13 protein-coding genes are annotated in these 14,346 nt (G+C 33.9%); 4 read left to right on the forward strand and 9 right to left on the reverse strand.

The window, feature by feature from the left end; translation table 11 throughout:
• Nucleotides 1-230: 230 nt before the first annotated feature.
• Nucleotides 231-1,076 (forward strand): nuclease-related domain-containing protein, encoded by an 846-nt coding sequence (locus ADJ83_RS04050; protein ID WP_035416230.1) that lies wholly within the window; start codon nt 231-233, stop codon nt 1,074-1,076.
• Nucleotides 1,077-1,375: 299 nt separating this feature from the next.
• Here the strand turns inward: ADJ83_RS04050 and ADJ83_RS04055 are convergent, their stop codons facing one another.
• The gene (locus tag ADJ83_RS04055) at nt 1,376-2,263 is read right to left on the reverse strand and encodes a DUF2971 domain-containing protein (protein ID WP_031536472.1); all 888 of its coding nucleotides are present in this window, start codon (nt 2,261-2,263) and stop codon (nt 1,376-1,378) included.
• A gap of 119 nt (nt 2,264-2,382) precedes the next feature.
• Nucleotides 2,383-3,240 (reverse strand): DUF5677 domain-containing protein, encoded by an 858-nt coding sequence (locus ADJ83_RS24520; protein ID WP_065429052.1) that lies wholly within the window; start codon nt 3,238-3,240, stop codon nt 2,383-2,385.
• 165 nt (nt 3,241-3,405) lie between these two features.
• Between ADJ83_RS24520 and ADJ83_RS04065 the strand changes: the two genes are divergently transcribed.
• Nucleotides 3,406-3,708: a DUF771 domain-containing protein gene (locus ADJ83_RS04065; protein WP_031536474.1), complete on the forward strand. Its 303-nt coding sequence runs from the start codon at nt 3,406-3,408 to the stop codon at nt 3,706-3,708.
• 80 nt (nt 3,709-3,788) lie between these two features.
• Nucleotides 3,789-4,892, forward strand: coding sequence for a site-specific integrase (locus tag ADJ83_RS04070; protein ID WP_031536475.1), 1,104 nt, complete (start codon nt 3,789-3,791; stop codon nt 4,890-4,892).
• A gap of 205 nt (nt 4,893-5,097) precedes the next feature.
• Here ADJ83_RS04070 and ADJ83_RS04075 read toward each other — a convergent pair whose 3' ends face one another.
• From ADJ83_RS04075 to ADJ83_RS04085, 3 genes are read right to left on the reverse strand one after another with little or no spacing between them, the layout of a single operon-like run.
• On the reverse strand, nt 5,098-6,063 hold the full coding sequence (locus ADJ83_RS04075; protein WP_031536476.1) for a hypothetical protein: 966 nt from the start codon (nt 6,061-6,063) through the stop codon (nt 5,098-5,100).
• A 13-nt stretch (nt 6,064-6,076) separates the two neighbouring features.
• Complete coding sequence (locus ADJ83_RS04080) at nt 6,077-7,936, reverse strand: hypothetical protein (protein WP_031536477.1); 1,860 nt, start codon at nt 7,934-7,936, stop codon at nt 6,077-6,079.
• On the reverse strand, nt 7,917-10,064 hold the full coding sequence (locus tag ADJ83_RS04085; protein ID WP_031536478.1) for a hypothetical protein: 2,148 nt from the start codon (nt 10,062-10,064) through the stop codon (nt 7,917-7,919). Before ADJ83_RS04085 ends, ADJ83_RS04080 begins: the two co-directional genes overlap by 20 nt.
• A 497-nt stretch (nt 10,065-10,561) precedes the next feature.
• On the opposite strand from ADJ83_RS04085, the gene ADJ83_RS04090 reads away from it, so the two are divergent.
• The gene (locus tag ADJ83_RS04090; protein ID WP_031536479.1) at nt 10,562-11,980 is read left to right on the forward strand and encodes a HEPN domain-containing protein; all 1,419 of its coding nucleotides are present in this window, start codon (nt 10,562-10,564) and stop codon (nt 11,978-11,980) included.
• A gap of 349 nt (nt 11,981-12,329) precedes the next feature.
• Here the strand turns inward: ADJ83_RS04090 and ADJ83_RS24365 are convergent, their stop codons facing one another.
• From ADJ83_RS24365 to ADJ83_RS04110, 4 genes are all read right to left on the reverse strand, one after another.
• Nucleotides 12,330-12,863: a helix-turn-helix domain-containing protein gene (locus ADJ83_RS24365; protein WP_051640932.1), complete on the reverse strand. Its 534-nt coding sequence runs from the start codon at nt 12,861-12,863 to the stop codon at nt 12,330-12,332.
• Nucleotides 12,864-12,937: 74 nt separating this feature from the next.
• Nucleotides 12,938-13,399, reverse strand: a complete 462-nt coding sequence (locus ADJ83_RS04100; protein WP_048717064.1) for a UPF0158 family protein — start codon at nt 13,397-13,399, stop codon at nt 12,938-12,940.
• A 59-nt stretch (nt 13,400-13,458) separates the two neighbouring features.
• Nucleotides 13,459-13,890 carry a hypothetical protein gene (locus ADJ83_RS04105; RefSeq protein ID WP_031536482.1) on the reverse strand — a complete coding sequence of 144 codons (432 nt, stop codon included), beginning with the start codon at nt 13,888-13,890 and terminating at the stop codon, nt 13,459-13,461.
• Nucleotides 13,891-13,895: 5 nt separating this feature from the next.
• Nucleotides 13,896-14,346, reverse strand: a 451-nt coding sequence (locus tag ADJ83_RS04110) for a hypothetical protein (protein ID WP_048717060.1), incomplete at its 5' end; no start/stop codon positions are given.

Genomic DNA, 14,346 nt, shown 5'->3' on the forward strand with positions numbered 1-14,346 from the left:
TATAGTAAAAAAATGGATGTTTACTACCTTAGTTTTGGTGTTTTTATTTTTTCTTAAAAATATAGAAAATACAAAACTGAAAATTCAGAACTTATTTATGCGACACTAGTGAAATAAATTAATAGTCAAAAATACTGGATTTCCTTATTAAGCATACCTCTATTCAAGTTCGTCCATGTAAGTCGATATTAAAGTATAATGAAATATTTCCCATAGGAAAGAGGCAAATCATGTTTTTAGATTTTCTATTTAAAAATAAGAAAGACAACATTAATAATAATATGAAAGAAACTCCAATCCCTGTAAAAAAGACAAACAACGCGACAACAAAAATAAAGGACAACCGAACTGCAGTTAGAAAAGGTGAACTTGGAGAATACAAAATCGATATTCAACTATCCCAACTATCTAAAGATTATATGTACTTAAGTGATTTACTAATTAAAAATCCTAAATCATCAACGGGATATTCCCAAATTGACCACATCATCATAACCCCTTATGGTTTATTCGTAATTGAAACAAAGAATTATCAAGGCACTATTTATGGAGGCAAAAATAAAAAAACTTGGTTAATCAATGGTAAGTTTAAAATGAGGAATCCTTTAATGCAGAATTATGGTCATATTCAAGCTCTCAAAAATTTTATAGAAGATAAATACCAGCAATACTTTATTTCATTGGTTTCCTTTACAAAGAGATGCACTTTTAAAATTGAGGAAGAATTGAGAAAGATTCATTCTAATGAATTGGTAATTTATGACGTTGAATTAACTCATTTTATTAATAGAAAGGTGGCTGTTCTTAAATTACAATACAAAAAGCCGATTTTTCTAAAAAATGAGATTGAGACGATATACAATTCACTTTTGAATGCTAATATTACAGACGCTGCAATTAGAAAGCAGCATATAGATATTATCAAAGAAAAAAAGAACATCACTGATAAAAAAGAAAAGGAAACTAAATGTATAGTCTGTCAGAAACCAGTATCTGCTAAAGTAAAAGCCTTCTGTTTATCTAATAAGAAGTTCCAAGGAAAAATTTATTGTTTTGAGCATCAAAAAAGTTTATGAAATAGAAGGAAAACAGAAGTTAATATCCATTTAGATAATAGAATCATTAGTCTAAATGGATACTTAGTACAAAAGGAAACTAAATTTTTTGATACTGGTGGTCGGGGTCGATATAGTTTGATAGTTATTGAGTTTATAAGGTTTTTTACTAGTTATGTGTAAAATTTGTGTAAAAAGATTTAGATGAGCAAAATTTATTCAAGAAAGGTAAGTTTAATATCTTAAAACATTCATACCTATTCCCTAAGTTTATTTGTAAATCATAGTATTAGGAAAATACTTGATCCACGCTTTGCGTTTTATAAAGAAATTATTTTTGGTACAAGTTCAAAGTCTTCTGAGGTTGGATTTAATTCCATTTTATAAATTGGAATATTTAAAGTAAAAGCAATATTAACCAATCGGACTATATGTTCGTCTTTGCATTTATAACCAATATAAATTGCTGATGGGTTTGCTCTCATATAATCAGCCTTAAGAACATTTGCAGGTTTCATTACTCTAAATTCTTGTTCGTATTCCCACTTCTTCTGTTTAATGTAACAAGTTAAGATTTGAACCCATAATAACATTAAATTATCAATTAATATTTCATTTTGTTGTTCTTTAATAGCATTTGCGTAATTATCCTCTACATTAATTAAAAAGCCTTCAAAATACTCCGTAACATCTACTCGTCCCTCTAAATATTGTACCGGAAATAAAGATGGGCTAAGTTCTTTATTTTTATTAAAGTCTGTTGAGTAACTTACGCAAAAACCATGATGATTATTGGAATAATGCGCCCACATTGGTAAATTACTAATCCCTGACTTTGAAAAGGATGCCAATCTTGTATATTTTATTTTATCTTCTACAAAACTTTCATCAAAGAAAAATCCAAATTTGTATTTTTTCAATCTCCCAACATCATAATAATAGGATCGATTATCAAAAGGGTCATTAAAATCACTTGCATATGACAGGTATACTTCTCTGTTTTCTAATGTTGTAAACTTCATATTATTAAGTTCCTCATTGTTAGTTAACGAGTAATATTTATAAACCTCATCAGGAACATGTAATTTTATTATTTTATAAATCGTATTAAAAGCATCGTTCGGGAAACGATTTAGGACTTCTAAAGCTTTTAAATAATCCATTGGATTTTCTTTAATATATTTTTCTCTTTCTTCATTTATATCCATAAGAATCCTCCAACATGTAAAATAGCATTAGGTTAAGACCCTAGAGTTAATCAGAATGCAGTAATAGACAATCATAAACATTTTATTTCCTTTTTCCCTCTTTCATTAAGCGTCCACTTTCATTTAGTTGGATTTTCTTGCTTCGTATATGGAAAGTATAAATTATTAGATTGAATTATGAAAGAGAGTTTTGCTAGCTCGGGCTTTCTCTCTTCTTGTATTAAGTGACCCTGTTTATTAGTTATATGCTGCAATAGTCTAATGAAAGTAAGAGAATAAATTGTAATAGCAAGATTCAACAACTTTTCTTCAAGTACCGGATCAGTTCTTGATAAATCCAAAATAAAAGCAACTGTATTAGGAAGATCCTCAATTGGATTTCTATAAACTTCTAATGAGGAAAAATCTGAATGCTCGTATTTGCTTCCCTCTCTATAAAACATCATGTAGTGAGCAAATAAGAGTTCATCAGTTAAAGCCATTCCCTTTATGTTTAACAGTTTTGTGTCAATACCATCTTGAAGTTTACCTCTAGTTTTCTTTTTTGTTGTAAAGCCTTCATTTTTAAGAAGCTCCTCATATTCTTTTATTCTCTTATCTAACTCTGGAGGGGCTTCCTTAAGCCAGCCATTTTTCAATGCCTTCTTAATATCGTAAAAGAATGAAAGCTCAGCTTTAGTAGGTTGTATCATGTAATTTTTATATCTTTCTCCATCATCATCATTACATAAGTAATCAATTAACATTGCGTTGTTTAGCATTGACCTTACTAATACATAAGCTTCCTCAGCATGGTTATTTTCAATTAATAGCAAAGTACTTTCCAATAAGTTTGATTGTTTTGCATAAAGTGTAATCACTTCACGAAAATACTCATAGCCTTCCATTATGATATATGGATTATCTTTTTGAAGAAACTTTGTAGTAATTTCATCAATTAAATAATTTGCATACTGGATTTTTTCATCCTTATTCATAGAATGGCCTCCACCAATATTTTTACAGGTTTCTACCAAATATGCAGGTGAATTAGTTTTCACCTGCATATACATTACAAATATTTTATTTATTCAATTTAAAGTTTACCCATAATATCAAGCAAACTTTGGTAGCTATCTACATCAAATTCACAACTACTCTCTGTGAGTTTAAATATTCCGATTCCAAACGATACAGTAATCATTTCAAAGGTAGAGCTTCAGGAACTGAAAAAGCTGCAATTAACAGGGGTCTATTGGTCTATGAAAGATCTTGAAAAGAGAGTTAATAGAAAAAGTGAGTGGATAAAGGAAAATATCCTATATCCGACAAGATTCCGAAAGATACTTGACGTTGAAAATGGAGGTTTTGTTTTCTACCCGAAAAGCAAAGGTCAAACATGGTCCTTTCAAGCATCACAAATGGCAAAGTTTTTAGACGAAAATTTTGACCGGATTTTTGCTTAAAACCTATCATTCTACCATATTACCGAGCGCAGCACCTTACTGCGCCTGGTTACCCCAACTATCAATAGTGAGGTGACATCATGGCAAGTATTCAAAAACGGGGTAAAACATATCAATTTACCGTGAGTCACACGGTTAACGGCGTAGCGAAGCCGATAAGAAAAGGTGGATTTAAAACCAAAAAAGAGGCACAAATTGCAGCAGCAGAAATAGAAGCGCAATTAAGTAAAGGAATTTTACCACATCTAAAGCCAATGCCGTTTGATGAGTATTTCGAAAAATGGGTGAATCTTTATAAATCCAATTTAACAAAAACAACAAAGCTTCATTACGATTATACATCCAAAGCAATTAAAGAATATTTTGGCGGTAGGCCTTTACAGGATATTAAGCGCCATGACTATCAATTATTTTTAAATAAATTTGGCGCGGATAAGGCACGAGAAACAGTAGAAAAAGTAAATACGCATATCCGGGGGTGTGTTCAGGATGCAATTGAGGAGCAAATTATCCAGAATGATTTTACTAGGAAAGCCGTATTAACTTGGACAAATCCTGCAAAGAAACCAGAAGAAAAACATTTAAATTATTTAGAAACTAAAAGATTGCGTCAAGCGATTTACAAGCTGTTAGACCAAGGGTTAGGGTATTATTTAATATTACTAGGCTTGACTTCTGGTGCACGTTTTGGAGAGTTAGTCGGACTAACAAGAAAGGATTTCGACTTTAAACATAACACAATAAAAATTGATAAAACATGGGGTTATGCAAAAAGGCATCCCGAAGGTTTTGGTCCGACAAAAAATGAAGCATCCATTCGTACGATCAAATTAGATATAAAAACAATGGCCACATTTAATAGACTCTTTGAGATATTACCGCCAAATATGTATGGGTTAGTTTTTTATAGCCCTGAGTCAAAATACAAAGTAATCAGTAACACAAATGCCAACAAGCTCCTTCGTAAAACCTTAGAAGGCCTCGGGATTGATCCGATTACAATGCACGGACTGAGGCACACACATGCAAGTGTCCTACTATATAAAAAAGTCTCCATAAATTATGTAAGTGAGCGATTGGGGCATAGTGATATCGAAACCACTTATAAGTACTATTCCCATGTGATTAAAGAACTTCGTGAAGAAGAAGAAAAACAAACGATTAGTACTTTTGAAAATTTGTAAGCTCAGAGACTTAGCTCTGAGCTTTTACTACTCTATAGCTAATTCCATTAAAGTACCCGTATGTACAAGTTGAGTTTAATACTTAAAAGTGTATAAACCCGTCCAAAAATAGGACAGGGTTAACACTTCATGTGACACTTTTTTCCATCCCGGTTATTGGTCACATGATAGCAAATATCATATAGAAGAGGAACACCACGACTCTTTATAAAAAATAGTTAATCCCAATAACAATCACTTCGATTGCCACGATAGCCAAGAGGAAATTCAGTTTCCATTTACTTTTTTTCTCTACATTTTCTAAATCTTCTTTGCTGGACATCCTACTTGAAATCAACCCTAGTATGTCATTACTTTTTTTATTAAGAGCTTCCATATGTTCGTGCCACTGTTGGAGTTCCCGTTTCATATTCTCATGATGTTCAAAATGTTTTGCGTCCGAGTATTCTATTTGCTGGGTAATTTTATTGATGAGTGCTTCTTCTCGAACCGTCAAAATAGTTTTGATCGAATCTGAATGTCTTTGAAACATTTCTTCGTATCGCTTATGCATCTGTTTCAGCTGATTTTCCATATCTTGAAGGGCCGCCATATGAGAAGCAATTTTCCCTTCTGTTAAGGCTAGCTTTTCTTTTGTTAGCGTGACATAGGCCTCGTTTTGCTTTAGAAATTGTATATTTCTCTCGTCTGAATTCGATAGTTTCTTTGTAAATTCGGTTACCTCGCTAGAAACATTTCCAATAGCTTGTAACGTGTGACCCAGCAAATCCTTGGTCCTATTCTCAACAGTTTGCTGCAATTCTAACATTCTTTCGTTAAATAACTGAATGCTCTTTTGCAGCTCTTCATAAACAAATAATAGCTGAGTCCTTTCTAACTCTAGGAAATCCTGGTTTTTTTGAATGATATGGTTTTGCTTTTCTTCCAAATAGCCTTTTATTTCCTTTTGTTGCGATTCCATCTGACGAAATAACATACTCGCTCGGCTACTTATATTTTCGGCTTCTTTTTTAAAATCGTTTGAATGGCTTACGGTTATTTCAATGAAACTTTTTTCTAGTTTTTCGATTTTGTCTTTAAAATCATCATAAAAAACATCTTCATTTAACTTTTTTAATTCATCGACTGCCCTATCGTATTCACTCTTCGTTGGTAAATGTGTTTTCACCATATGATTTTTCGCCTCAGTTTAAAGATTCAATTATTTTCTTCCCGTCCTGTAATAAAAGCTGCAGATACTGCGATGCAAGCCAGCGTTCCTTCTCATCTCCGTATAGAAAATGATACTGCAGCTCCGCTTTATAATTCATCCAATGCTTAATAAAATAGCTTTGTAACTGTGTCGCATGTTCCCGGTCTTGATTCCACATTTCTAAGATTTCTTGATAGTGGCTTTCAAACCTTCCCTTTTCCTCCTGGTACATTACAAACAGCTTCTCTCGTTTTTTCTTTCTCTCCTCGCTTACAAACTTTAAATCTAAAACCTGTTTCTCCAAAAGTTCTACCTGATTTTTCACTTTATTATAGATGGGCTTAATGAGGTGATTAAAATTTTGATACATCACATTTACCCAATCAAATGCATAGTCCGTCGTCTCATAAAAAGCCTTCTTATAGGTTTTCTCAAACCTAAAAGCATCAAACATTTTTTCAACTTTCGGAATCGGATAAAGATAAGGCAGCTCTAACTGATGGGTACCTGATATTTTTAAGATGCTCGCTTCTTGTTTAATTGCCCTTAGTTTAGCATCCAATTCCTTTTCCAATCCAAGCTGTAATTTGGATGCCGCTTCATTAATAGCACTTGCTTTCCGATCACTATCCGTGTAACGAATATTTTGATGAATCCGGTGCATAATCGCATCAGGATTTACATCTTGAAACCTAATTCTATTCATGAAGTCTTGATAGAGGTCTAACTCCTTACGTATATGCTCGTATTGTTGAACGTCCGCTTCCTGTTCCTGCTCAAACATAAAAGTTTGTCGTTCTATGAATTTCTTATATTTATCTATTTTATCTTGCTGCTGTTCCAACTCTTGTTTACTTGCTTCTTCCGCTTCTTTGTACAATCCCATTAAACGATTGAAAGATAGTTCATTGACTTCCACATTCTCTAAATCCTCTTGCAAATTCTCCAAAATCTCTGCTATGATATATTTCATTTTTTCGTATAAAAAAGGTTCTTTTTCCCGAATCACATTCCAAGAATTACCCAAATCAATCGGATAAATGGTTTTAGATAGGTCGAGATCCATCTTCAAAACACGATTTAAAACCTTTGCATAATCAGCAATTAAGTCGTCTGCTGAGACAATCAGGCAGTTCTGGATTTTTCTTCGAATGTTATCCAAAGATAATGCCCGTGTAGGGATGACACGAAAATTACTAAGTTGCTCATACCAGTTTTTGATCCCTTTTAAGGTATATTGCGTAAAGGCAGTTAGTTGTGTCGCATCGTCCACCAGTAAACAAACTTCACTTAACGGAAGCCAGTGTTTTATACATTGTTTTACGTGCTCTACTTCTTTTAATTCGGCAGACTCTATTCCCGGTAAATCTACAATATTAATATGAACATCTCTTTCCTCGAAAAAATAGAAAGGAATCTCAACCGTAACCGGTTCTACAGAATAAGCTCCTTCCTGTTCTACATTGAAACGAAGGGAGTGCAATTCTGCTTCTAATTGCTCTCCCGTTAGTCCGACTCTCTCATAATGATTTGGCAGTCGTAAATGGAAATATTCATCTTGCGACCGTTCATAGCGCATCACCGTTACCGTAGAGGACTCGCCTAATTTTTTCCTGCCCCTAAGCCACGTGGATAACTGCTCAAGCTTGTCCTGCTTAATCCCTAACAAATAGAGTATTACCGTCGTCTTCCCTACTTGGGTGGGTCCGTAAACTGATATCAACAGCTCTTTTGAATAAGTGGACTCCGAAATCTCTACATCCAACCTTACGAAATGGTCGATGAATTCCTTTTTCGCTTGAAAGGCCCATTCAAGTCGATTTTGATGAAATTTAGTGAATGTAGGATTCATTTCTAAAAGCCAACTCCTGCATCTCACCGCACAGATTTTGTAAGCGACTGATGCGATGGTCCAATTCATCCAGTAATCCAAAGTTTTTATCCGTGCCTTTTCTCGCGTGGTAGGTATCGATTAATTTCTCTTCCATTTTGTCTAGGATGTTATTAATCGTTGCAATAATAGATTCTTCTTGTGCGTTAGCAAACAAATGAAAGATTTCTTTCGATAGTTGGCTTCGCTCAAATTTATATTTTTCAATTCGTTCTGATCCTTTATTAATTGCAAGGCCGCTACCAACTGCGCCAACAATGAGTAATCCAATTGGTGCAGCCGCTGCTGATGATACGCCTAATGATGTTAACAAACCTGTCAAGGCACCAAATGTATTGACCGTTCCATCCAATGCATCAATTCCAAAAAAGATGGCAGCACCTTTTACCACAGTAGACGTAGATACAGCTAAATCCTGAAACTCCGCAATCAACTTGTTGGATTTATCCAAGATTTCGTTTTTTACATCTTGATCTAACCGATCAAATTTTTCATGTTCTAAAATGAGGCTGGCAACTACCATCTCTTGTGCAATCCCTACCGCCACAATTGGCAAAACTTTTAAATCGTCCCGAGTTAGTGTTATCGATAAGTCACTTACCCCTAAATTCATGTAACGGTCCATATTAGTTAACGCCGTCTCAATCACACTATTAGTATCCACTGCTGCATTGCTTTTTTCCAAAAGGTTTACAGGAGCAAGCAACGGGTTGACGGGTTTTTCGAGTTTTGTCTGAGTGGTTTGCGTTTGTAAGGAACGGGTTTCATTCGCAACAAAAGACTCTAAAGCATTAATTAGTCTTCTTTCTGCCTCCACCTCGTTTTTGCCTTTCCACTTTTCTTTAATCTCATTTTTAAATAGAAGCTGTTCTTCAAAAGTTCTCTGCTTGATAAATGCAGATTTAAACTTATCTAGAGGACTATATTTCTCTGATTTGATTGACTCATCCATTTGAACTGAACATTCGTTCACGTGCGCGGTAAGTGTTCTGTTTACGACATTCCTAACCTCTTTGGTTACCTTTTCGCGATATTGACGGAAGGCATCGCGAATTTCATATAAACCGAGTTGGCTGCTATTCTTCTCATTTTGCAGATGTTTTTTTAGGGTATCTGCTTTAATCGAGTTGATCTCCTCTTCGAATGATGATGATAACATAATGAGTTCACTCGTTAGAGAAGTCAGCATATGCATCTGCATTGCATATCCGCTAGCATTGGTTAAGGAATACTGACGAATCGCATGTATGATTTTTTCCGGATAGTCCTTTAGATCCTCACTTGTCCCGGTAAAAACAAGCCGATCAGCTTCATTGAAAGGGATATTGTACTTACGAGATAAATCGTTTATTAAGTGCTCTCTCTGCTCAGGATTTAGTTCCTCCGCAAAAGATAGAGCAAAGACTGGGGCACTTTCTCTATAATCCAATGCTATTTTTTCAATCAATAATTGTTGATCCAACTGTGCCAGTTTTTTATGGTTAAAAACAAGCACAACTGACGTGGAAAGTTTTAAAAATGTCTCTAAGTACCTTTGAGATTTTTGATTTCGCTCTTTTTCAAATCCAGGTAAAAGAACTAAAGAAATTTCAGTATTGAAATATCGCTGTGGGAGGCGAACTTCAAGCCATAGCTCATCCATCTCATTATCTGCCGCAATCTGATTAAACTCTGATAACGTTACTTCGATATCATGTAGTTCAAACATGTTAGCATGGTTCCGAATGGCACGACGGACGAAATATTTAGGAAAACTGATCCCTTTTGTCTCGGTAAAGAGTACAGGTAATACTTCTCCACGTCCTGCATCGGATGGAAGTAATGTATCGTCTAATTCATATAAATGGCGAAGAATTTTTGTTTTTCCGACGCCTTGTAAACCGGTAATCGATAGGATAGTTTTGTCAATTGTTAACTTGGCCATGTTTAATTTAAAGAATAATTCTTTCATTTTCGTAAGTATGGCATCTAGTTCTGTTGTTTGTTTCACGCGATGTGCTTTTGCAATAATTTCATTTAAGGTTAAACGCATTTGGTCAATGACAATATCAGGGCTAGTACCCAAATGTGAAATGAATTTTACTGTCATAATCAATCCCTCTTTTAGATTAGTTTGTTAGTAAACACATAATTTTAATAGTAAAAGATACCATAACAATATTTTACCATTTCAGTCCCCTTTAGATGGAATAAACCTATTCATTTATTTTTAAACTTTAAAACTGTATAAGAGGGTGTCCCACTAAAGCCGTCATTCAACGACCTGTTGGGACACCCTCTTACCTGTTTATATATTCGCACAATTTTTTAATCGATAAGTACTTGGCACTTATCAATAAGGTTTGCTTTAGAGAAGTTGATTAGGAAGAAATGGCGAAACAGAATATGCAGCATATGTACGTGTGGTTTTATTAAAAAACAGACAAATACTGTATCCGAATTATACTGAGCACTTACTTGTAAAGCCTGAAGAAGACGGTAGAAGAGATTTTGATAATGTTATTGATAAAATCAAGTTTTTATGAAAGAACCACCTTAAGTAACATGTTACTATTAAGATAAAACAATAAATAAAGGATGATCTAAATGGAAGTCAGCCTTTCAGCAACTGGAACTTGGAAAATAGACAACTCAGAAAAAGAGTATTATGGTGACTTGTACCTAAATAAGGATGAAGGAGGAATAGCTCTTTATATTCGAATACCTAACAGTGGACCAATTATGAGTTTTTTAGAACTTCCACTTGAAATACCTTTTATTAAAGGCTCCACAATGAATGGAGCAAAAATAACTTTATTAGACTGTATAAGAATAAAAACTGAGAGTAGAGTTGGTTCAGAAGAAGTTTTTGGATATCAGGCAAATTATATGCTTGATGGCGTTGACTTTGAAACTACGGATGATATTAGATTTTCAAAAATGAGAATAAGCATACCTGGAATAATAGAATGGGGAGATATTTCCAATTATTTAAGGCCAAAATACGATGGTAAAAGTGACATTTTAATAGAGCTAGACATAACTGAACCAATAGAAATTTATTCTAACGATGAATATTCCTTATCATATTTTTTAGATTTCTCCTCTCCAGGTTTTAATCTTACTCAGGAAGAGATTACTTTAAAACAAACTCCTTATCTGATAGTTGAATCTAAGTCTCTTCAGCGATTGAAGTGGTTTATGAGTAAGGCCAAACAAATGAAAAGACTTATTGAAATAGCGATGGCGGAACCTTTTAGTTTTGATAAAGTGATACTAGAATCGCCTGAGATTTATTATGAATTTGATGATGATGTAAAACATAGTAGACCAATAGAGGTTATTCACGCTTTTAAAGAAAGCATCAGCAAAAATAAAAATAAGCGACGCAGACTTAGACATGATTTTCTTTTTAGTTTAAATGAGCTAAGAAATGCTAACTTCTCAAAATGGCAAGAAATATCATCAATCATGGAACCAATAATAGAGTTGTATATAGACAGTATATATAACGAGAAATTATCTATTAGTCGCCATTTTCAAAACATGGTACAAGCACTAGAAACATACCACTCACGTAGAATATGCAATACTTTACCTGATTTTAAGAAAAGGGTTGAACAGTTAATCTCTATTAGGCCTAAAGGCTTTAGGGATGAAGATAGAAAATTTTTACTAAATGGTAGTCATAAGTACGTAACTTTAAGAAGTCGTTTAGCTGATTTATTAATAGCAGACTATACTTTCTATTTTTATACTGTTGATATAAACCATCTTGACTTTCCCAAAGTAATTGCAGACACAAGAAATTATTATACTCATTATGATAAAAAGCTTGAAGATAGAGCTCTTAAAGGTGAAGACTTAATAAATGGTTTCTATATCCTCCGAAATATTTTAGAGTTTTATCTACTAAAAGAATTCGGTTTTGAAGAAGAATTTATTCACGAAAGAATTAGAGAAAGAATCAAGCCTATAATAATAAGTAACGATGTAAAGAAAGCCGATAAAAATAAACAATATTAGTAAATATGCTTTAAAAGCGCTCCTTTTGTCGGAGTGCCTGGTATTTTTTATGTAATCTTTCTAGGAAGTTATTTAGTGGTTGTAGACTGTGGCGAACTGCAACCTTTTTAATCTCTTGATTTTTCTCTCTGTGTAACACCAGAGATATTAGATGGCCAACCTTTAATCAACAAGTGCCTGTCATTAATCAAATTACTTTCCTAATATTGTCAAAGTGGGGAAAAGAACGGTATCAGACAGCAAACGGTCTAGTAAGTTTATTTCTTGGTTACCTCATTTTCCACCATGAAGAATTCTGGGAGTAACGAAGTTTGTATCTTTTGCAATGACAACCACGCGTTTCTCCCCTTTATTCTTCAGCTAATTCAACTTCCCAATCGTCACCAAAATCTTCTCCAAGAAGTTGAGCTATTTCACCCTCAGTATCATCATTTTCTCTTTGCTCCTTGAGATACTCAAACTCTTCAGCTGGAATGAACCATTTCCCACGATTGGATAATTGCTTACCTGAAATCTTTCCGTCCTTAATCCAATTGCGAACAGTTTCTGTTGATACGCCATAATAATCGGCCACGGTTTTGGTATCTATATACCTTACACCATTTTCATCTATTGTTTCCTCTGAAAGTCCAATAACAACTGGTTTTACAGCATGAGATGTGATTGGGTGATAACTGGCTTCAGAATCACTTACAACATCATCTGCATTTTCTGCTAAAAATGTAATAGTGGTGTCTTTTAACCTTACTGTAACAGAATGTTCCTTAAGCGTATTAATGGCCTTTTGCAAACGTAGGCTCTGCTCTTTTTCTTTCGTCCCCTTCAAAACTTCCTCCAAGTCGTGAATGACATCAGCAATTCTTGATTCTCCTTCATTAATCATTTGGCTAGCACCTCCTTATCCCTAGTATAACCAACCAACCAAATAAGCAAAATAAACCAAAAGATTAAAGCCACTCAAATTATATAGTCAATGCCTTTCCTCTCACAAAATCCCTTAGCTATTTCCTTATATTCCAGATCCCGGTAATCATCCCATGTATAAGTCATTCCCAAACGATGGATATTGTCCTTAAATCGTCTGAATGCTCCCTTTCCACGAATTGAGTTGAGTAATACATCCTGCATTTTAACATCCGAAAGGCTATAACAAAAACTTTCCATCATATCATACTCATAAATATCAAATTGAGAAGGAAGTGCAGCATACTTTCCAAAACTCTCTACTATATCCAAGGCTATTTTCACTTCATCTTGTTGCCATTCAGATAAGTGTTCATAGTCCTCACTATCTTCAGCAATTAATAGAGCCTCTTGTGAGACATGGACGATTTCACCAGTATCTAGATTAAGAAATGATCGGTTATCATCCGATTGCATTTCCATTCCCTCAACTATATCTTCAAGCTTCACCCTCATAGACATTTATCCCTTCTAAAAAATAGTTTCGATTAAATCCTTCATTCCAATTTTCTTATCTAACATTTTGAATTCCAATATTCCACAAAAGCTTGATAACCTTTTTCAGTTATAAAATATGGAATCAACTGCTCTCCCTTTAGCTTATATGAATAAATGGAGGGTTTACCCAACCGAAATGCTTTTTCTATTCTGTGATTGCCATCTATGATAGAAAATATTCCAGGACGGATTTCAGCTTGGACTATAATACTATCTATATTAACTGTAGGTAAATGGTCTTCATTTAAAGATGAATGATGTCCATACCACTTAAACCATTCATTAATATCTACGTATTCTTTATCAACAACTAGTTTCCCACAATGAATGTCTTCCAATATTCTAGATATATTAAAATGAAATACTCCATTTCGAAATATTTCATCGTTTTCCTTAGCAGGACAAGGAACATATAATTTCTTTAGACGAATTTTTCTTGATTGAGTCATCAATTCTATCCCCTTCCAACTATCAAGAACTCCTTCAAATGATGAATCGATGATATTACTTCAAGAAACTGTCTGCGTTTCTTTGAAATTTCTACATACTCCTCGTATATCAATTCTTCATAATCAAAACTTTGGTTGCTATCCATTGTATCGTAGTATTTTTTGTATAAAACGTCCATTACAGCTTCATTCTTTTGTAGTTTTTCTGATATAAGGAATTTTTGCTCCTTGTCTCCCTGATACACATAGATTTCTGAGCTAAGTTCATCTCCTCCTCCAATAATATACCGGGAAAGTTGATATTCAAATAAAAAGTAACTTTCATGCTCCATATAAATAATCATACAGTTTCTAACAGCTTTAGATAAACGATGAAAATCCCGATCATAATCGGAATTTGACTTAGTATTTATTACTATACCTGCTTTTTTACACTCTTTACAAAGATGTTCACGG

Source organism: Bacillus sp. 522_BSPC, assembly GCF_001076885.1.
Taxonomy (GTDB): domain Bacteria; phylum Bacillota; class Bacilli; order Bacillales; family Cytobacillaceae; genus Niallia; species Niallia hominis.